We start from the raw sequence: 18377 nt of genomic DNA, 5'->3' as shown, positions 1-18377 counted from the left end.
TTTGTGTTTGTGCCTTTGCTTTCGCTTGCGGGTGAGCCCGCTTGTCGCTCACCGTGGCCTCGCGTAAGGTCGCGCCTTCACACATCAGCCCTGCACCGCAGTTTCCTGCCCTGATGCATTCCTACGATTCCAGCCAGCCCGTGCGTCTTTCCGTCGACTGCATGGGGGGTGATCACGGGCCTTCCGTGACCTTGCCGGCCTGCCGGGCCTTCCTCGCTGCGCACCCGCAGGCCGAGTTGCTCCTGGTGGGGCGCCCCGAAGCCCTGGCCGATGCGGCCGCTTGGCCTCGCTGCACCATCGTGGCCGCCAGCGAGGTGGTGACCATGGACGATCCGGTCGAGGTGGCGCTGCGCCGCAAAAAGGATTCGTCCATGCGCGTGGCCATTCAGCAGCTCAAGGCGACCGACGGCGCGCCCGCGGCCGCCCAGGTCTGCGTCTCGGCTGGCAATACCGGGGCGCTGATGGCCGTGGCCCGCTACCTGCTCAAGACCCTGGACGGCATCGACCGTCCGGCCATCGCCACTGTCATGCCCAACCAGACCGGGCGTTACACCACGGTGCTGGATCTGGGGGCCAATGTGGACTGCACGGCCGAGCATCTGCTGCAGTTCGCCCTGATGGGCTCGGCCCTGGTGGCCGCCGTCGAGGGGCGCGAGGAGCCCAGCGTGGGCCTCTTGAACATCGGCGAGGAAGTGATCAAGGGCAGCGAGACCATCAAGCGCGCCGGCGAACTGCTGCGCGATGCCGGTGCCGCGGGCCTGCTCAACTTCCACGGCAATGTGGAAGGCAATGACATCTTCAAGGGCACGACCGATCTGGTGGTCTGCGACGGTTTTGTGGGCAATGTGGCCCTCAAGACTTCCGAGGGACTGGCCACCATGATCAGCACCATGCTGCGCGAGGAGTTCGGTCGTAGCCCCCTGAGCAAGGCCGCGGCTTTGTTGGCTCTGCCCGTGCTCAAGCGCTTCAAGCACCGCCTGGATCACCGCCGCTTCAACGGCGCGGCGCTGCTGGGCCTGCGTGGCCTGGTCTTCAAGAGCCACGGCTCGGCCGACGCCTTCGCTTTCGAGCAGGCGCTGAACCGGGCGTATGATGCCGCCCGTAACCGGTTGTTGGACCGGGTTCACGACCGCATCATCGCCACGCTGCAGGCCACGCCTGCCCAGGTCGATGGCGATGCAGGAGACAAGGGGCCGCAAACGGCCTCACAAGCTGCATGAGCGCCTCTTCCACATCTTCACCCCGTTATTCCCGCATCCTCGGCACCGGCAGCTTTCTGCCGCCGCAGCGGCTGAGCAATGCAGAGCTGAGCGAGCGTTTGGCACGCGACGGCATTGAGACCTCGGACGAATGGATCGTCGAGCGCACCGGCATCCGGGCGCGCCACTTCGCGGCGCCCGAGGTCACGTCCAGCGACCTCGCCCTGCCGGCGGCCCGTGCGGCCCTGGAGTCGGCCGGCATCACGGCCGAGGACATCGACCTGATCATCGTCGCGACCTCGACGCCCGACATGGTCTTTCCCTCCACCGCCGCGCTGCTGCAGCGCAAGCTCGGCGTGGCGGGCTGCGCGGCCTTTGATGTGCAGGCCGTCTGCTCGGGTTTCGTCTACGCCCTGACCGTGGCCGACGCCATGATCAAGAGTGGCGCCGCGAGCAAGGCCCTGGTGGTGGGCGCCGAGGTCTTCTCGCGCATCCTGGACTTCAAGGACCGCACCACCTGCGTGCTCTTCGGCGATGGCGCCGGCGCCGTGGTGCTGGGCGCCTCCGAGACGCCGGGCATTCTGGCCTCCGAGCTGCATGCCGATGGCCGCCATGTGGACATCCTCTGCGTACCCGGCCAGGTGGCGGGCGGCGCGGTGACCGGCCATCCCTTCCTGAAGATGGACGGGCAGGGCGTCTTCAAGCTGGCGGTGAGCGTGCTGGAGAAGGTGGCGCGCTCGGTGCTCGAGAAGGCCGGCAAGACCGATGCCGACATCGACTGGCTGATCCCGCACCAGGCCAATATCCGCATCATGCAGGGCACCGCCAAGAAGCTGAGGATGTCGCTGGACAAGCTCATCGTCACCGTTGATGAGCATGGCAATACCTCGGCCGCTTCCATCCCGCTGGCGCTGGACGCCGCGGTGCGCAGCGGCAAGATCCAGCGCGGCCAGACCGTGCTGCTGGAAGGTGTGGGCGGCGGCTTCACCTGGGGCGCCGTGCTGCTGGACTTCTGATTCAAGCCACGAGACAAGAACACATGACTGCGAAGTTTGCTTTCGTCTTTCCCGGCCAGGGCTCCCAGGCCGTGGGCATGCTGGATGCCTGGGGTGATCACCCCGAGGTGCTGCGCACCCTGGCCGAGGCCTCCGAGGCCCTGGGCGAGGACATTGGCGCCCTGATCAAGAACGGCCCCAAGGACCAGCTGGACCTGACCACCAACACCCAGCCCGTGATGCTGACCGCCGGCATCGCCTGCTACCGCGCCTGGATGGCCGAAACCGGTCTGCAGCCCTCTGCGGCCGCCGGCCACTCGCTGGGCGAGTACACGGCCCTGGTGGCCGCCGGTGCGCTGAGCCTGGGCCAGGCACTGCCCCTGGTGCGTCTGCGCGCCCAGGCCATGCAGCAGGCCGTGCCGGTGGGCGCAGGCGCCATGTATGCCATCCTGGGTCTGGACGGCGAGGCCGTGCGCGCCGGCTGTGCTCAGGCCGCGGCCGAGAGCGGCGAGGTCATCGAGGCCGTCAACTTCAACGACCCCAAGCAGACCGTGATTGCCGGCAGCAAGGCCGGTGCCGAGAAAGCTGCCGAGCTGCTCAAGGCCGCGGGTGCCAAGCGCGCGCTGCCCCTGCCGGTGTCCGCGCCCTTCCACAGCAGCCTGATGAAACCCGCCGCCGAGGTGCTGCGCACCAAGCTGGCCGAGATCAGCTTCGCCGCTCAGGCCTTCCCGGTGGTGAACAATATCGATGTGGCCGTCACCGACAGTGCCGACGCCCTGCGTGACGCGCTCTACCGCCAGGCCTTTGGCCCCGTGCGCTGGGTCGAGGTGGTGCAGGCGCTCAAGGCCAGCGGCCTGACGCACGTCATCGAGTGCGGCCCCGGCAAGGTGCTGGCCGGCATGGTCAAGCGTATCGACGCCGAGCTGCAGAGCTGCACCGTGCTGGACCCGGCCTCCCTGGCCGAGGCCAAGAACCTCCTGGGCTGAGAAACAGAAGAATCTATGAGCGAAAGCAAGCAAGTCGCGCTGGTCACCGGCGCCAGCCGCGGTATCGGCCGCGCCATCGCGCAACACCTGGCCGCCCAGGGCTATCTCGTGATCGGCACCGCCACCAGCGAGTCCGGCGCCGCCGCCATCGGCGAGGCCCTGGCCCCGCAGGGTGGCCGTGGCATCGTGCTGAATGTGAACGATGGCCCGGCCTGCGAGGCCGCGGTGGACGAGATCGTCAAGGCCCATGGCGGCCTGCAGGTGCTGGTCAACAATGCCGGCATCACCCGCGACACCCTGGCCATGCGCATGAAGGACGAGGACTGGGATGCGGTGCTGGACACCAATCTCAAGGCCGTCTTCCGCATGAGCCGCGCCGTGATGCGCACGATGATGAAGCAGCGCTTTGGCCGCATCATCAGCATCACCTCGGTGGTGGGGGCATCGGGTAATCCGGGGCAGGCCAATTACGCGGCGGCCAAGGCCGGCGTGGCCGGCATGACCCGCGCCCTGGCGCGTGAGCTGGGCAGCCGCGGCATCACCGTGAACTGCGTGGCCCCGGGCTTTATCGCCACCGATATGACCGAGGTCCTGCCCGAGGCCCAGAAGGCTGCGCTGCTGGGCCAGATTCCGCTGGGCCGCCTGGGCGCGCCCGAGGAGATTGCCGCGGCGGTGGCCTTCCTGGCCTCGTCGGGTGCCGGCTACATCACCGGCACCGAACTGCATGTCAACGGCGGCATGTTCATGAATTGAGAGACTGTGGCGGGCGCTTCGCGGCCCCGCCCACCGGATTCGCCCGGCCGGTGAAGGTGCTCCGGGGTGTCGTCAAGCCTGAACTTAGGTGCGCCACCCTAGAGGCCTTAGAATCCCGGGCTGTTCCTAGCAAACCCCTCCTGGAGGAGTCATGAGCGATATCGAAGCACGTGTCAAGAAAATCATCGCCGAGCAACTCGGCGTGCCCGAAGCCGATGTGACCAATGAGAAGGCCTTCGTGGCTGATCTGGGCGCCGATTCTCTGGACACCGTGGAACTGGTGATGGCCCTGGAAGACGAGTTCGGCATCGAGATCCCGGACGAAGAAGCCGAGAAGATCACCACCGTGCAGCTGGCGATCGACTACGCCGTCAAGCACCAGAAGGCCTGACGAGCGCTGTCGCGCCCAGGTCTGTCTTCCGTTAACTGATCCCTTACCGCATGAGCCGTCGTCGCGTTGTCGTCACCGGTCTTGGCCTGATCAGCCCCGTGGGCAACACGGTGTCTGAGGGCTGGGCCAACATCCTGGCTGGCAAGTCCGGCATTGACACCATCACCCGTTTCGATGCCAGCAACTTTGCCTGCCAGTTCGCCGGCGAGGTCAAAGGCTTCGATGTGAGCGCCTATCTCTCCAGCAAGGAGGCGCGCACCATGGACACCTTCATCCACTACGGATTGGCGGCGTCTGTGCAGGCGGTGCAGGATGCGGGCTTGCCCACCAATGATCAGCTGACGGAAGAGCAGGCCGAGCGCATCGGCGTGCTGGTGGGTTCGGGCATCGGCGGACTGCCGATGATCGAGGAAACCCACGCCGAGCTGATGAGCCGCGGCCCGCGCCGCGTCTCGCCCTTCTTTGTGCCGGCCTCGATCATCAACATGATCTCGGGCCATGTCTCGATCAAGTACGGTTTCCAGGGGCCCAACCTGGCCATCGTGACTGCTTGCACCACCGGCCTGCACGCCATCGGCGAGGCGGGTCGCCTGATCGAGTACGGGGATGCGGACGTGATGATCGCCGGCGGTGCCGAGTCGACCGTCTCGCCCCTGGGTATCGGCGGCTTCGCGGCCGCCCGTGCCCTGTCCACCCGCAACGACGACCCCAAGACCGCGTCCCGCCCCTGGGACAAGGATCGCGACGGCTTCGTGCTGGGCGAGGGCGCCGGCGTGCTGGTGCTGGAAGAGTACGAACACGCCAAGAAGCGTGGCGCCAAGATCTATTGCGAACTCGCAGGCTTCGGCATGGGTGCCGATGCCTATCACATGACTGCGCCCAATGTGGACGGCCCCAAGCGCTCCATGCGCGCGGCCCTGCGCAATGCAGGCCTGAATCCGGATCAGGTGCAGTACATGAACGCCCACGGCACCTCGACGCCGCTGGGTGACGTCAACGAGACCAATGCCATCAAGCTGGCTTTCGGCGATCACGCCAAGAAGCTGGCGGTCAGCTCCACCAAGTCCATGACCGGGCATCTGCTCGGCGGCGCGGGCGGCATTGAGTCGGTGTTCACGGCGCTGGCCGTGCGCGACCAGGTGGCGCCGCCCACCATCAACATCTTCAACCAGGATCCCGAGTGCGACCTGGACTACTGCGCCAACACGGCGCGGGAGATGAAGATCGAGTACGCCGCCAAGAATAACTTTGGATTCGGCGGTACCAATGGCACGCTGATCTTCAAGCGGGTCTGAGGTCGGGCCCATGGAGGCCCCGCCCCGTCATGCCAGCGCCTTCGCGTTGGATCTGGGGCCTGAAAAGCGGCTGCGTTGGGCAGCCGCTTTCGTTTTTGCCGTGGCAGCCGCTGCCCTCTCGTTCGCCCTGGCCAGCCATGATGCCGTGGCGGACCGCCCCCGGTGTTCCGAGGCCTGCTGGTTCGGTCTGACTCTGCTGATACTGCCCGCCGCTGCCTGGCTGGGCTGGATGTTGGCCGGGCATGTGCCCCTGCGGCTGCGCTGGGATGGTCAGGCTTGGCATCTAGGCGCCGCGTGCGCGCCGGGCGATATGGAAGAGCGCGCCGTTCATGTACGTGTGGCGCTGGACTTTGACGACTGGCTGCTGCTGCATATCCGCTCGACCCGGGGCTGGGCGCCTGGGCGCTACTTGGCGCTGTGTCGCGCCGACCAGTCCGCGCACTGGCAGGCCTTGCGCGCCACGCTGTATGTGGCGGTCCAGCAGCGTGCCGGGGAAGAGGGGGCGCCGCCCTGGACCTGAGGGGGCGCCTTGTGCGTCTACGGCCGCTGTCGCACACAATGAGCGCCTGTGTGCGATGCTTGCGTGTCCGGTAAGCACCGGGTTCATTCAGCCAAGATTCCGATGATGCCAATTGCCATGAATTTCCGTCGTGTCCTGCTGCGCAGCGCCGCTGCGGCCCTGCTGCCTCTGGGTGCTATGAACGTGCCCGCTGCGCAGGCACAGGCCGTCCGCGACTTGCCCGACTTCACCGAACTCGTGGAGCGCAGCGCGCCCTCGGTGGTCAACATCCGAACCGCAGAGCGTGCGCGGCGTGCCGCCGGCGCGCCGAATATGGACGAGCAGATGCTCGAGTTCCTGCGCCGCTTCGGCATCCCCGTGCCGAACCAGCGTGGCCCACGCGGGGGCGGGGAGGGTGAGGACGAGGATGCCCCCCAGCGCCGCGGTGTGGGCTCCGGCTTCATCCTCAGTGCTGACGGCCTGGTGATGACCAATGCCCATGTGGTGGACGGTGCGGACGAAGTCTGGGTCACGCTGACGGACAAGCGGGAGTTCAAGGCCCGCCTCATTGGCGCCGACGCGCGTACCGATGTGGCCGTGGTCAAGATTGAGGCCAGCGGCCTGCCGGCGGTGAAGATCGGTGAGGTCTCACGCCTGAAGGTGGGTGAGTGGGTGCTGGCCATAGGCTCGCCCTTTGGCTTTGACAGCACCGTAACGGCCGGCATCGTCAGCGCCAAGGCGCGAGACACCGGCGACTTCCTGCCTTTCATCCAGACCGACGTGGCCATCAATCCCGGCAACTCGGGCGGCCCGCTGCTCAATATGCGTGGCGAGGTGGTGGGGATCAATTCCCAGATCTACAGCCGCTCGGGTGGCTTCATGGGCATCTCCTTTGCGATTCCGATTGACGAGGCCATGCGTGTGGCCGAGCAGCTTCGCAGTGCCGGCAAGGTGGTGCGCGGACGCATCGGCGTGGAGCCGGTGGATGTGAGCAAGGAGGTGGCGGAGGCCATCGGCCTGGGCAAGCCGGCGGGCGCCCTGGTGCGACGCGTGCTGGAGGACAGTCCGGCCGAGAAGTCGGGCCTGGAGGGTGGGGACGTGATCCTCAAGTTCGATGGCAAGGCCGTGGAGCGCGCCGCCGATCTGCGCCGCATCGTGGCCGCGACCAAGCCCGGCAGCAAGGTCAGCATGCAGGTGTTCCGTCGAGGTGCCTACAAGGACCTGCCCATCACCGTGGCCGAACTCGAAGATGAGAGCGCGCGCCGCAATGTGGAGCCCGCGCCCAAGCCGGCTCCCGCCCTGGGGCTGGCCGTGACCGACATCAGCGAGGCGCAGAAGCGTGAGCTCAAGCTGCGCGGCGGTGTGCGTGTGGAATCTGTGGAGGGGGCTGCCGCTCGCGCCGGCCTGCGCGAAGGCGATCTGATCCTCGCTGTGGACAACACCGAGATCCAGAATGCCAAGCAGTTCCACGCCGTGATCGCCAAGCTGGAGAAGGCCAAGCTGATCAATCTGCTGGTCCGCCGAGGCAATGTGGTGAACTACCTGCTGCTGCGACCGGGGCGCTGAGCCCTTGCCAACCAAGTGCGGTGGCGGGTCTTTTCACTTGGTGAGAGCCCGCCGCCCCGGATTTCAAGGGTTGGCAGTCGCTAACTTGTGCGTGGCAATGCGGATTGTGTGGGTACTCAGATAGAATCCGGGGTGCTTAAGCTTTGTTTGCGCTGCGCGCGCGATGCAAAGCAAGGCTGGCTTGAGCTATCCCCAGGCTACCCACAGCAGTCTGTTGATAACTTGTGAATAAATTCCTGTTGGCGGTCTGCAACGGCGGCCAATCCTGGGGCGGCGCGGTTTTCTGCCAGGGGCTTTTGGCTACAATGAAGGCCCAACAAGCAGTTGCCATAAGTTTTGTTGGAAGGCGCGTCACCTCTTTCGACGTGCCTTTTTTTTGACTTCAGCACGGCGCTCCCGCGCCTTCACATCGCTTCGCGATATGAGCTTCCGTCGCAACGGCTTCGCCGTTGTTTGTCCGGCTTCTGCATCGCGAATCAAAGCATGAACCACATCCGCAATTTCTCCATCATCGCCCACATCGACCACGGCAAGAGCACGCTCGCCGACCGGATCATTCAGCGATGCGGCGGTCTTTCCGACCGTGAGATGGAGGCCCAGGTGCTGGACTCCATGGACATCGAGCGTGAGCGCGGCATCACCATCAAGGCCCAGACCGCAGCCCTGCAGTACAAGGCTCGCGACGGTCAGGTCTACAACCTGAACCTGATCGACACCCCGGGCCATGTGGACTTCTCCTATGAGGTGAGCCGCTCGCTCTCGGCCTGCGAGGGCGCGCTGCTGGTGGTGGATGCCAGCCAGGGTGTCGAGGCCCAGACCGTGGCCAACTGCTACACGGCCCTGGATCTCGGTGTCGAGATCGTCACCGTGCTCAACAAGATGGACCTGCCGCAGGCCGATCCCGAGAACGCCAAGGCCGAGGTCGAGGACGTGATCGGCATCGACGCCAGCGACGCGATTCCCTGCTCGGCCAAGACCGGCATGGGCATCGACGACATCCTGGAGGCCGTGATCGCGCGCATGCCGCCGCCGCAGGGCCAGATCGAGGCGCCGCTGCGCGCCATGATCATCGACTCCTGGTACGACGCCTATGTGGGTGTGGTAATGCTGGTCCGCGTGGTGGACGGCACGCTGCGCAAGGGCGAACGCATCCGCATGATGGCCACCGACGCCGTCTATCCGGTGGAGCATCTGGGCGTGTTCACGCCCAAGAGCGAGAACCGCGATCAGCTCAATGCGGGCGAGGTAGGCTTCATCATCGCAGGCATCAAGGAACTGGCCGCCGCCAAGGTGGGTGACACCATCACCCTCGAGAAGAAGCTGCCCAACAATCTGGGTCCCGCCTCCGAAGCCCTGCCGGGCTTCAAGGAAATCCAGCCCCAGGTCTTTGCGGGTCTGTACCCCACCGAGGCCAGCGAGTACGACTCGCTGCGCGACGCCCTGGAAAAGCTCAAGCTCAATGACGCCTCGCTGCGCTTCGAGCCCGAGGTGTCGCAGGCTCTGGGCTTCGGCTTCCGCTGCGGCTTCCTGGGCCTGCTGCATATGGAGATCGTGCAGGAGCGTCTGGAGCGCGAGTTCGATCAGGATCTGATCACCACCGCGCCCAGCGTGGTCTACGAGGTGGTGGTGGGCGATGGCGAGGTGATCGAGGTCGAGAACCCCTCGAAGATGCCCGAGCAGAGCAAGATCGTCGAGATCCGCGAGCCCATCGTGACCGTGCATCTGTACATGCCGCAGGACTATGTGGGCCCGGTCATGACCCTGGCCAACCAGAAGCGCGGCGTGCAGATCAATATGGCCTACCACGGCCGTCAGGTGATGCTCACCTACGAGATCCCGCTGGCCGAGATCGTGCTGGACTTCTTCGACAAGCTGAAGTCCGTCTCGCGAGGCTACGCCTCCATGGACTACGAGTTCAAGGAGTACCGCGCTTCCGACGTGGTCAAGGTGGACATGCTGATCAACGGCGACCGCATTGACGCGCTGTCCATCATCGTGCACCGCTCGCAGAGCCAGTACCGCGGTCGCCAGGTGGCGGCCAAGATGCGCGAGATCATCCCGCGCCAGATGTACGACGTGGCCATCCAGGCCGCCATCGGCGCCAACATCATCTCGCGCGAGAACATCAAGGCGTTGCGCAAGAACGTGCTGGCAAAATGCTATGGCGGTGACATCACCCGCAAGCGCAAGCTGCTTGAAAAGCAAAAGGCCGGCAAGAAGCGCATGAAGCAGATCGGCTCCGTCGAGGTGCCGCAGGAAGCCTTCCTGGCCATTCTCCAAGTTGAAGACTGAGGAACGACAGAAGTCGATGATGAGTGCTCTGACCGGAATTCTCTACGCCGCCCTGATCGCCTACCTGGGCGGCTGGTATACCGGCTACTGGAGCGGCAATTTCTCGCTGCTGCTGTTCATCCTGACCGTGGTCACTCTGGCCTACTGGTTGGCTGAGCGCTTCCACTTCGCACCGGCGCGTGAGCGGGCCGCTGCCCGGCTCAGCGAGGCAGACGCCCAGCGTCGGGCGGCCCTGAGTGCACAGGGGATCGCCCGCGTCGATGGCGATGTGGAAGGGGCGCGGCAAGAGGTGCTGCGCCAGCCCTGGTGGCTGGACTGGACGGCTGGGCTGTTCCCGGTGATCCTCATCGTCTTCCTGCTGCGCAGCTTCCTGTTCGAGCCCTTCAAGATTCCCTCGGGTTCCATGGTGCCGACCCTGCTGGTGGGTGACCTGATCCTGGTGAACAAGTTCCACTACGGTGTGCGCCTGCCGGTGATCAACAAGAAGATCATCGCCAACAACGATGTGCAGCGCGGCGATGTGATGGTGTTCCGCTATCCCGAGGACACCAGCCTGGACTTCATCAAGCGTGTGGTGGCCATCCCCGGTGACGAGGTGGCCTATATCAACCAGCGCGTCTACATCAATGGGCAGGCGGCACCGCTGCAGCCCCAGGGTGACTTCTACGACGAGGACAGCCGCGCCTACCGCCCGCACTTCCTGGAGAAGCTGGGCGAGAAGGAGCACCAGATCCTGGTTGATCCGCGACGCGAGCCCCTGTTCCGCGCCGATCGCCGCGACGGTCCCTTCCCCTATCAGGACAACTGCCGCTACAGCCCCGAGGGTGTACGCTGCACGGTGCCGGTCGGACACTACTTCGTGCTCGGGGACAACCGGGACAACTCGCGGGACTCCCGCTTCTGGGGCTTTGTGCCGGACGAGAACATCGTGGGCAAGGCCTTTTTCGTCTGGATGAATTTCGGTAGCCTCAAGCGCATCGGCAGCTTCAACTGATGTGCCGCGCGAGGAGCCGGGCCTGATGGAGGAAATGGATCAATGCGTCAGCAAAGTATGAAGCGTTCCCGCGCGCGGGGTATCAGCCTGCTGGGCCTGCTGTTCTGGGCCGTGCTGCTGGCTTGCGGCGGCGTGGTCGTGGCCAAAGTGGTGCCGACGGTGATGGAGTACTACACCATCCAGAACGCGATCAACCGCATCGCCAAGAACAACCCGGGCACGGTGCCGGCGGCCAAGGCCGAGTTCGAGCGCATCAAGCAGATCGAGTACTCCATCCAGAGCATCACCGGCAACGATCTGGTGGTCAGCAAGGAGAACGACAAGGTGCGCATCTCCTTTGCTTACGAACGCCAGATCGAGCTCTTTGGCCCCGTCTCCCTGCTGATCAAGTACCAAGGCCACTCGAACTGAAGTCCGGCGGGCTCTGTTGTATCGTTCCTCCCATGGTTGCCTTGTCGTCCCTCGAATCCCTGCAGCAGCGCCTGGGTCACCAGTTCGGTGATCTCGGCCTGTTGGTGCGCGCGCTCACCCACCGCAGCTTCGGTGCCGATCACAACGAGCGCCTGGAGTTTCTGGGGGACGCGGTGCTGAGCTTGGCTGTTTCCAGCCTGCTCTACGAGCGCTATGCCGGCTCCGACGAGGGTGACCTGACCCGCATCCGCGCCCATCTGGTGCGCGAGGACAGCCTGCACAAGCTGGCCCTGCAGCTGGGCTTGCCCCAGGTGCTGCGTCTCTCCGAGGGCGAGGCCCGCGGCGGCGGCGCGCAGCGCCCCTCCATCCTGGCCGATGCCCTGGAAGCCCTGATCGGCGCCGCCTTTGTGGATGGTGGCTACGAGGCCGCCCATGAGGTCGTGCGCGGCCTACTGGGCGAGCTGATCGCCAGCAGCGGCAGCGACAACTGGGCCAAGGACGCCAAGACTGCCTTGCAGGAATGGCTGCAGGCCCGCCGCCTGGCCGTGCCCAGCTATCGCATCACCGAAACCCGTGGCCAGGCCCACAACCAGACCTTTGCCGTGGAATGCGCGGTGCCGGCCCTGAGCCTGGCCACCCAGGGTGAAGGCCGCTCGCGCCGCGCCGCGGAGCAAGATGCCGCCCGTCGCCTGCTCGACGAACTGATGGCCCGCGACAAGCCCGGATCCGGGCTGCGGGATTGAAGGCGGCCACGAGCCGACACCCCATGACCGAAGACAAGAGCTCCCCGGCGCCCAGCGATGCTGGTGTCACGCCCGCCCGCCGCAGCGGCCTGATCGCCATCGTGGGCCGCCCCAATGTGGGCAAGTCCACCCTGCTCAATGCCCTGGTGGGTCAGAAGGTGAGCATCACCTCGGCCAAGGCCCAGACCACGCGCCACCGCATCACCGGCGTGCGCACCCTGGACGAGGCCCAGTTCGTGTTCGTGGACACGCCCGGCTTCCAGACCAAGCACAACGCTGCGCTCAACCGCAATCTCAACCGCACCGTGCACGGCGTGCTGGGCGATGTGGACCTGGTGCTCTTCGTGGTGGAGGCCGGCCGCTTCGGCCTTGACGACGCCAAGGTGCTGTCCCTGCTGCCCGAAGACCGCCCCGTGGTGCTGATCGCCAACAAGCTCGATGCCGTGCACCGCCGCGCCGAGCTGGCGCCCTGGCTCAAGAGCATGCAGGAGCGGCGCAATTTCGCCGAGTTCGTGCCGCTCTCGGCCAAGAAGGCGGCCGACGTCACCCGCCTGTTCAAGATCCTCAAGCCCTACCTGCCCGAGCAGGAATGGTTCTACGAGGAGGACGCGCTCACCGACCGTAGCGAGAAGTTCCTCGCCAGCGAGTTGATCCGCGAAAAGCTCTTCCGCCTCACCGGCGACGAGCTGCCCTACACCTCCACCGTCGTGATCGACAAGTGGGAGGACGAGGGCGAGCTGCGCCGCATCTCCGCCTCCATCATCGTGGAGCGCGACGCCCACAAGGGCATGGTCATCGGCCAGGGCGGCGAGCTGCTCAAGCGCATTGGCTCCGAGGCCCGCCAGGAGCTGGAGCATCTGTTCGACGGCCGGGTCTTCCTGGAGCTGTGGGTCAAGGTGCGTTCCGGCTGGGCCGATAGCGAAGAGCATCTGCGCAGCTACGGCTACGAGTGAACGCATCCAGGGCCAAAGCGCCTGCGGTTCAGCAAGCCTTCGTCCTGCACCACTACGACTGGAGCGAGACCAGCCTGGTGCTGGACCTCTTCACCCGCGAGCAGGGCCGGCTGGCCGTGGTGGCCAAGGGGGCCAAGCGCCCTTACTCGCAGCTGCGCGCGGTGCTGCTGCCCTTTCAGCGCATCCAGGTCGGGCTCTCGCGCCCGGCCAAGGGCGAGGCCGCGGCCGAGGTCAGCACCTTGCGCAGTGCCGAATGGGTGGGCGGCCACACCCTGCCGGCCGGCGCGGCGCTCTTCAGTGCCTACTACCTGAACGAGCTGCTGCTCAAGTTCCTGGCCCGTCAGGACCCGCATCCCGCGCTTTTTGAAGCCTATGCCCAGACCCTGGCCCGCCTGGATGAGCCGGCCCTGCGCGCCTTCGAGCTGCGCCTGCTGGCCGAGGTGGGCCTGCTGCCCGACCTCAGCCTGAGCGGCACGCGCCAGACCCCGCTGGAGCTGGAGCGGCTCTACACCATCTCGCCCGAGACCGGCGTGCTGGCGGCCGAGGCCGAGAACCCCGCGGCCCTGCGCGGCGCCAGCCTGGTGCAGCTGCAGGCGGCCCTGCTGCACGGCAGCCCCGCGGCCCTGCATCAGGCCTGCGAGGGCGCACCTGCCCAGGCCCTGCGCGCCGCGCTGCGCGGCCTGCTTCAATATCATCTGGGCCACAAGCCCTTGCGCACGCGCCAGGTCCTGCTGGACGTGCAGAAGCTCATGGAGTGAAACATATGCCCCCACGCTCTCTTCCTTCGCTGCGCCCCGAGGGGGCCTGCAGAGTCCTTCGGACGGCCGGGCGGACTCTGCCATGAACCCTTTGGTCGCTCCTGATTCCCGCCACGACGCCGGGCGCTGCGCGCTCTCGGTCAATGTCAACAAGGTGGCCCTGCTGCGCAACACCCGGCACCTGGGCATTCCCAGCGTGAGCAAGGCGGCCGAGCTCTGCCTGCTGGCCGGTGCCCAGGGCATCACCGTGCACCCCCGGCCCGATGGCCGCCACATTCGCACGCACGACGTGCATGAGCTGGCCGCCCTGCTGGGCAAGGACTGGCCCCAGGCCGAGTACAACATCGAGGGCAATCCCACCCAGAACCTGATGGACTTCGTGCGCCAGGTCCGCCCGCATCAGGTGACCTTCGTGCCCGACAGCGAGGATCAGTTCACCTCCGACCATGGCTGGAACCTGCCCGCCGATATGGAGCGGCTGCGCCCCCTGGTGGCCGAGTGCAAGAGTCTGGGCGTGCGCGTGAGCCTGTTCATGGACCCGGTGCCGCAGGCCATGCCCTTTGTGGCCGAGCTGGGCGCCGACCGCATCGAGCTCTACACCGAGACCTACGCCAGCGCCTGGGGTACCGAGCGCCAGGCCGAGGTGCTGGCCGGCTTCACCGCCACCGCCCAGGCGGCCCTGGCCGTGGGCCTGGGCATCAATGCCGGCCATGACCTCAACCGCGAAAACCTGACGGACTTCTTGCGTGCCGTGCCCGGCGTGCAGGAAGTGTCCATCGGCCACGCCCTGATCGCCGATGCCCTGGAGCTGGGTTACGCCGAAACCGTGCGCGAGTACCAGCGCGCCATCCAGCGCGCCTATGCCTGACAGGTAGTTGATGATCTACGGCATCGGCACCGATATCTGCGACATCCGTCGCATCCGCGAGACCCTGGCGCGGCGCGGCACGCGCTTTGCCGAGAAGGTGCTGGGGCCGCACGAGATCGAGGTCTTTCGGGAGCGCCTGGCCACGGTGGAGGCGCGTGGCGTGGCCTATCTGGCCACGCGCTTCTCGGCCAAGGAGGCCTTCTCCAAGGCCATAGGCTTAGGGCTGCGCATGCCCATGACCTGGCGCGCCTGCGAGATCGTCAAGGCCCCGAGCGGCAAACCCGAGATCCGCCTTCACGGCGAGTTGGCCGCCTGGTTCGAGGCCAAGGGTCTGCGGGCCCATGTGAGTGTGACGGACGAGACCGAGTACGCCGCAGCCTTTGTGGTAGTGGAGACCCGCGGCTGATCCGCGTCCGACGCTCCAAAGGAAACGCCGCCCGGGCTGAGCCCGAGGCGGCGTTTGCATTTCTGCGGCTAAGGCCCGCGAAGGACCGGCCTAGCCGGTCTCGCGGGCAAAGCGCCACGCTTACTGCTCGAAAGGCAGCTTGATCTGGGAGAGATCCTTGCGGGTCTCGACCAGCACCAGCGGGCCTTCATCGACCACCACCAGGGGTGGGCGCTCGCGCGGCACATGCACGGGCTTGGGCTCGGCCGCGATGGCCTCCTGGGCCTGACGGATCTTCTCGGCATCCGAGTTGACCCACTGCAGGCCGGCGCCTTCGGCCACGGCGTGCAGATCGGCCAGTGGCAGCACGAAGCTGGGCACGGCCACCGGGGCGGCAGCTTGGGCCACAGGGGCCGGGTGCTCCACCGGGGCGGCGGGCGCGGCCGGGGTGCTGGCAGCGGCGGTCTCGATCGGCGCGGCCTGGGGCGCAGCGTCGGCTGCAGCCTGGGCACCGGCCTCTGCGCCTTCGGTCACGGCTTGGCCGTCCTGGGCCTGGTCTTCGCGGCGTTCGCGGCGATAGCGATCACGGCTACGGCGGCGGCGGCCGTCGCGACCATGACCTTCACCGGCGTCGTCACCCTCGGGGCGGGCTTCGCTGCCTTCGGTCTCGAGCTCGCCGGTCGTTTCGACCGGGGTGCCCGTCGCCTCGGCGGCCATGGGCAGCTCGCTCTGCTGGCCTTGCTCCAGGGCGCCTTCGGCACCCCGCTCACCGCGGCCGCCACGACGGCGGCGGCGGCGGCCCTGGCGCTCGTCACCCGCTGCCGTGCTGCCGTCCTGGCCTTCGGCCTGGCTATCCACAAAGGCGGGCGGAGCCTCGTGCTCGGCGGCCAGCGGCGTGGCGTTCAGATCCAGGGCGGCCTGGGGGGCGCTGGCCTGCTGGCCCTGCTGCTCCTTGCGCTCGCCGCGCGGGCGGCGCTCGCCACCACGGTCACCGCGTTCGCCGCGCTCGTTGCGCTGCTGCTCCTGGCCCTCGGGCTTGGCGCTGCTGGCATCGCGCTCCTGGCGCTCGTTGCGGCGGCCGTTGCGCTCAGCACCGCGTTCGCCCCGCTCGGCGCGCTCACCGCGCTCCGGACGCCCATCCTGCGACTTGGCAGCCTGGCCTTCGCCGCGCTTGCTGCGGTCGCCACGCTCACCACGCTCACCGCGGCGGCCTTCGCCACCGCGCTCGCCACGTTCGCCACGACGACCATCGCCGCGCTTGCCGTCCTTGCCGGCGCGCTCGCTCTCGGCCGGCTTGGCTTCTACCGCGGGGGCGGGGGCGGGCGCCGGAGCGCCGCCGAACAGGCTCTTGATCCAGCCGAAGAAACCGCTGCCTGCGGCAGGGGCGGGCGCCGCGACCGGGGCGGCCGCGACCGGGGCCGGTGCGGGCTTGGGCGCTGCCACGGGGGCCGGCTGCTCGGGCAGGATGCCCTTGATCACCGGCTCCTGCTTGTTCTTCTTCTCGCCAGCGTCACGACGGGTGATGCCCACCTCGTCGGTCGCCTCTTCGATCATGGTGTAGCTGGCCTGCAGATTCTCCAGGCGCGGATCGTCGTGGCGCAGGCGCTCCAGCTTGTAGTTGGGCGTCTCGAGATGCTTGTTGGGCACCAGCAGCACGGTGACGCGCTGCTTGAGTTCGATCTTGGTGATCTCGGTGCGCTTCTCGTTGAGCAGGAAGCTGGTCACTTCCACCGGCACTTGCACGTGCACGGCGGCGGTGTTGTCCTTCATGGACTCTTCCTGGACCATGCGCAGGATCTGCAGGGCCGAGCTTTCCGTGTCGCGGATGTGGCCGGTGCCGTTGCAGCGCGGGCAGGTGATGTGGCTGCCTTCGCTCAGCGCGGGGCGCAGGCGCTGGCGCGAGAGTTCCAGCAGGCCGAACTTGCTGATGGAGCTGAACTGCACGCGGGCACGGTCCTGGCGCAGGGCGTCGCGCAGGCGCTGCTCGACGTCGCGGCGGTTCTTGGACTCTTCCATGTCGATGAAGTCCACCACGATCAGGCCGCCCAGGTCGCGCAGGCGCATCTGGCGGGCGATCTCGTCGGCCGCTTCCAGATTGGTGCGGGTGGCGGTTTCCTCGATATCGCCGCCGCGCGTGGCGCGGGCCGAGTTCACGTCCACGGAGACCAGGGCCTCGGTGTGGTCGATCACGATGGCGCCGCCCGAGGGCAGGTTCACGGTGCGGCTGAAGGCCGTCTCGATCTGGTGCTCGATCTGGAAGCGGCTGAACAGCGGCGCATCGTCGCGGTAGCGCTTCACGCGATGGCCCTGGTCGGGCATCACGTGGTTCATGAACTGGCTGGCCTGCTCGTACAGATCGTCCGTATCGATCAGGATTTCGCCGATGTCCGCGGTGAAGTAGTCGCGGATGGCGCGGATCACCAGGCTGGATTCCTGGTAGATCAGGAAGGCGCCCTTGCCGCCCTTGGAGGCGTCATCGATCGCCGTCCAGAGCTTGAGCATGTAGTTCAGGTCCCACTGCAGCTCGGCGGCGGAGCGGCCGATGCCGGCGGTGCGGGCGATCAGGCTCATGCCCTTGGGGTACTCGAGCTGGTCGAGGTTTTCCTTGAGCTCCTCGCGGTCCTCGCCCTCGATGCGGCGGCTCACGCCACCGCCGCGCGGGTTGTTGGGCATCAGCACCAGATAGCGGCCGGCCAGGGAGATGAAGGTGGTCAGGGCCGCGCCCTTGTTGCCACGCTCTTCCTTCTCGACCTGGACCAGCAGTTCCTGACCTTCCTTGATGGCGTCCTGGATCTTGGCCGAGCGCACATCCACACCGTCGCGGAAGAACTGCTTGGAGATTTCCTTGAAGGGCAGGAAGCCGTGGCGGTCCTCGCCATAGTCGACGAAGCAGGCTTCGAGCGAAGGCTCGACGCGGGTCACGACGGCCTTGTAGATATTGCCCTTGCGCTGTTCGCGGCCTTCGATCTCGGTTTCGAAGTCCAGCAGCTTCTGGCCATCGACGATGGCCAGGCGACGCTCTTCCTGCTGCGTCGCATTGATCAGCATGCGTTTCATGTCTTCACACTCCTCGCACGCCCCCCGCGGCTCGCTGAGCCCCGTGGACGGCGTGCGCTACATCGCACATATCGCCCGGAGCTTGCGCCGGCGGGCGACTCATCGATGCACGTGCAGACGTGAAAGAACCGAGGAAGGAATCGCCCTGGACTGGTGGTGATCGAGACGTATGCGTCGATCAGGCCGCCGGCGTTGGCGCGTGCGAGAGCTGTTCAACAGCAGGCGGTGCCGC

At 66.7% G+C, this 18377-nt stretch carries 17 protein-coding genes; 16 read left to right on the top strand and 1 reads right to left on the bottom strand.

The features are described 5' to 3' along the window. Nucleotides 1-113: 113 nt before the first annotated feature. The 16 genes from plsX to acpS all read left to right on the top strand — a co-directional run bounded on the left by plsX (nt 114) and on the right by acpS (nt 15109). On the top strand, nt 114-1220 hold the full coding sequence (plsX, locus tag DFR39_RS14880) for a phosphate acyltransferase PlsX (protein ID WP_133604369.1): 1107 nt from the start codon (nt 114-116) through the stop codon (nt 1218-1220). After that, nucleotides 1217-2215, top strand: a complete 999-nt coding sequence (locus DFR39_RS14875) for a beta-ketoacyl-ACP synthase III (protein WP_133604368.1) — start codon at nt 1217-1219, stop codon at nt 2213-2215. Before plsX ends, DFR39_RS14875 begins: the two co-directional genes overlap by 4 nt. A 23-nt stretch (nt 2216-2238) precedes the next feature. Continuing rightward, on the top strand, nt 2239-3180 hold the full coding sequence (gene fabD / locus DFR39_RS14870; protein ID WP_133604367.1) for an ACP S-malonyltransferase: 942 nt from the start codon (nt 2239-2241) through the stop codon (nt 3178-3180). Between the two features lie 15 nt (nt 3181-3195). Beyond that, entirely contained in the window at nt 3196-3933 is a 738-nt protein-coding gene (fabG, locus tag DFR39_RS14865) for a 3-oxoacyl-ACP reductase FabG (RefSeq protein ID WP_133604366.1), read from the top strand. 151 nt (nt 3934-4084) lie between these two features. Then, nucleotides 4085-4324, top strand: a complete 240-nt coding sequence (acpP, locus tag DFR39_RS14860) for an acyl carrier protein (protein WP_058936430.1) — start codon at nt 4085-4087, stop codon at nt 4322-4324. Nucleotides 4325-4374: 50 nt separating this feature from the next. Further along, nucleotides 4375-5619 (top strand): beta-ketoacyl-ACP synthase II, encoded by a 1245-nt coding sequence (gene fabF / locus DFR39_RS14855; protein ID WP_133604365.1) that lies wholly within the window; start codon nt 4375-4377, stop codon nt 5617-5619. Between the two features lie 100 nt (nt 5620-5719). Then, nucleotides 5720-6139, top strand: a complete 420-nt coding sequence (locus DFR39_RS14850) for a hypothetical protein (protein WP_133604364.1) — start codon at nt 5720-5722, stop codon at nt 6137-6139. A gap of 117 nt (nt 6140-6256) precedes the next feature. Next, nucleotides 6257-7684, top strand: a complete 1428-nt coding sequence (locus DFR39_RS14845) for a DegQ family serine endoprotease (protein ID WP_133604363.1) — start codon at nt 6257-6259, stop codon at nt 7682-7684. A gap of 483 nt (nt 7685-8167) precedes the next feature. After that, entirely contained in the window at nt 8168-9976 is a 1809-nt protein-coding gene (gene lepA, locus DFR39_RS14840) for a translation elongation factor 4 (RefSeq protein ID WP_133604362.1), read from the top strand. Between the two features lie 19 nt (nt 9977-9995). After that, the gene (lepB, locus tag DFR39_RS14835; protein ID WP_133604361.1) at nt 9996-10970 is read left to right on the top strand and encodes a signal peptidase I; all 975 of its coding nucleotides are present in this window, start codon (nt 9996-9998) and stop codon (nt 10968-10970) included. 57 nt (nt 10971-11027) lie between these two features. Further along, nucleotides 11028-11381 carry a DUF4845 domain-containing protein gene (locus DFR39_RS14830; protein WP_246030849.1) on the top strand — a complete coding sequence of 118 codons (354 nt, stop codon included), beginning with the start codon at nt 11028-11030 and terminating at the stop codon, nt 11379-11381. Between the two features lie 32 nt (nt 11382-11413). Next, entirely contained in the window at nt 11414-12124 is a 711-nt protein-coding gene (gene rnc / locus DFR39_RS14825) for a ribonuclease III (protein ID WP_133604359.1), read from the top strand. A 23-nt stretch (nt 12125-12147) separates the two neighbouring features. Further along, nucleotides 12148-13077 carry a GTPase Era gene (era, locus tag DFR39_RS14820; protein WP_133604358.1) on the top strand — a complete coding sequence of 310 codons (930 nt, stop codon included), beginning with the start codon at nt 12148-12150 and terminating at the stop codon, nt 13075-13077. Then, nucleotides 13074-13835 carry a DNA repair protein RecO gene (gene recO, locus DFR39_RS14815; RefSeq protein WP_133604357.1) on the top strand — a complete coding sequence of 254 codons (762 nt, stop codon included), beginning with the start codon at nt 13074-13076 and terminating at the stop codon, nt 13833-13835. Before era ends, recO begins: the two co-directional genes overlap by 4 nt. An 82-nt stretch (nt 13836-13917) precedes the next feature. Next, nucleotides 13918-14703, top strand: a complete 786-nt coding sequence (locus tag DFR39_RS14810) for a pyridoxine 5'-phosphate synthase (protein WP_133604356.1) — start codon at nt 13918-13920, stop codon at nt 14701-14703. Between the two features lie 10 nt (nt 14704-14713). Continuing rightward, nucleotides 14714-15109 carry a holo-ACP synthase gene (gene acpS, locus DFR39_RS14805; protein WP_133604355.1) on the top strand — a complete coding sequence of 132 codons (396 nt, stop codon included), beginning with the start codon at nt 14714-14716 and terminating at the stop codon, nt 15107-15109. A gap of 120 nt (nt 15110-15229) precedes the next feature. Here the strand turns inward: acpS and DFR39_RS14800 are convergent, their stop codons facing one another. Further along, nucleotides 15230-18145, bottom strand: a complete 2916-nt coding sequence (locus DFR39_RS14800; RefSeq protein ID WP_133604354.1) for an Rne/Rng family ribonuclease — start codon at nt 18143-18145, stop codon at nt 15230-15232. Nucleotides 18146-18377: the final 232 nt, after the last annotated feature.

Origin of the sequence: Roseateles asaccharophilus (genome assembly GCF_004362405.1) — a bacterium.
Lineage (GTDB): Bacteria > Pseudomonadota > Gammaproteobacteria > Burkholderiales > Burkholderiaceae_C > Kinneretia > Kinneretia asaccharophila.
This window is presented reverse-complemented; position numbering and strand designations above follow the sequence as displayed.

Bases quoted from the DNA above. Each gene is read 5' to 3' on its own strand.
- plsX (WP_133604369.1), top strand. From the start codon at position 114: ATGCATTCCTACGATTCCAGCCAGCCCGTGCGTCTTTCCGTCGACTGC.
- DFR39_RS14810 (WP_133604356.1), top strand. From the start codon at position 13,918: ATGAACCCTTTGGTCGCTCCTGATTCCCGCCACGACGCCGGGCGCTGC.
- DFR39_RS14800 (WP_133604354.1), bottom strand. From the start codon at position 18,145: ATGAAACGCATGCTGATCAATGCGACGCAGCAGGAAGAGCGTCGCCTG.
- acpS (WP_133604355.1), top strand. From the start codon at position 14,714: ATGATCTACGGCATCGGCACCGATATCTGCGACATCCGTCGCATCCGC.
- fabG (WP_133604366.1), top strand. From the start codon at position 3,196: ATGAGCGAAAGCAAGCAAGTCGCGCTGGTCACCGGCGCCAGCCGCGGT.
- DFR39_RS14830 (WP_246030849.1), top strand. From the start codon at position 11,028: ATGAAGCGTTCCCGCGCGCGGGGTATCAGCCTGCTGGGCCTGCTGTTC.
- lepB (WP_133604361.1), top strand. From the start codon at position 9,996: ATGAGTGCTCTGACCGGAATTCTCTACGCCGCCCTGATCGCCTACCTG.
- rnc (WP_133604359.1), top strand. From the start codon at position 11,414: ATGGTTGCCTTGTCGTCCCTCGAATCCCTGCAGCAGCGCCTGGGTCAC.
- fabF (WP_133604365.1), top strand. From the start codon at position 4,375: ATGAGCCGTCGTCGCGTTGTCGTCACCGGTCTTGGCCTGATCAGCCCC.
- lepA (WP_133604362.1), top strand. From the start codon at position 8,168: ATGAACCACATCCGCAATTTCTCCATCATCGCCCACATCGACCACGGC.
- era (WP_133604358.1), top strand. From the start codon at position 12,148: ATGACCGAAGACAAGAGCTCCCCGGCGCCCAGCGATGCTGGTGTCACG.
- acpP (WP_058936430.1), top strand. From the start codon at position 4,085: ATGAGCGATATCGAAGCACGTGTCAAGAAAATCATCGCCGAGCAACTC.
- fabD (WP_133604367.1), top strand. From the start codon at position 2,239: ATGACTGCGAAGTTTGCTTTCGTCTTTCCCGGCCAGGGCTCCCAGGCC.
- DFR39_RS14875 (WP_133604368.1), top strand. From the start codon at position 1,217: ATGAGCGCCTCTTCCACATCTTCACCCCGTTATTCCCGCATCCTCGGC.
- DFR39_RS14845 (WP_133604363.1), top strand. From the start codon at position 6,257: ATGAATTTCCGTCGTGTCCTGCTGCGCAGCGCCGCTGCGGCCCTGCTG.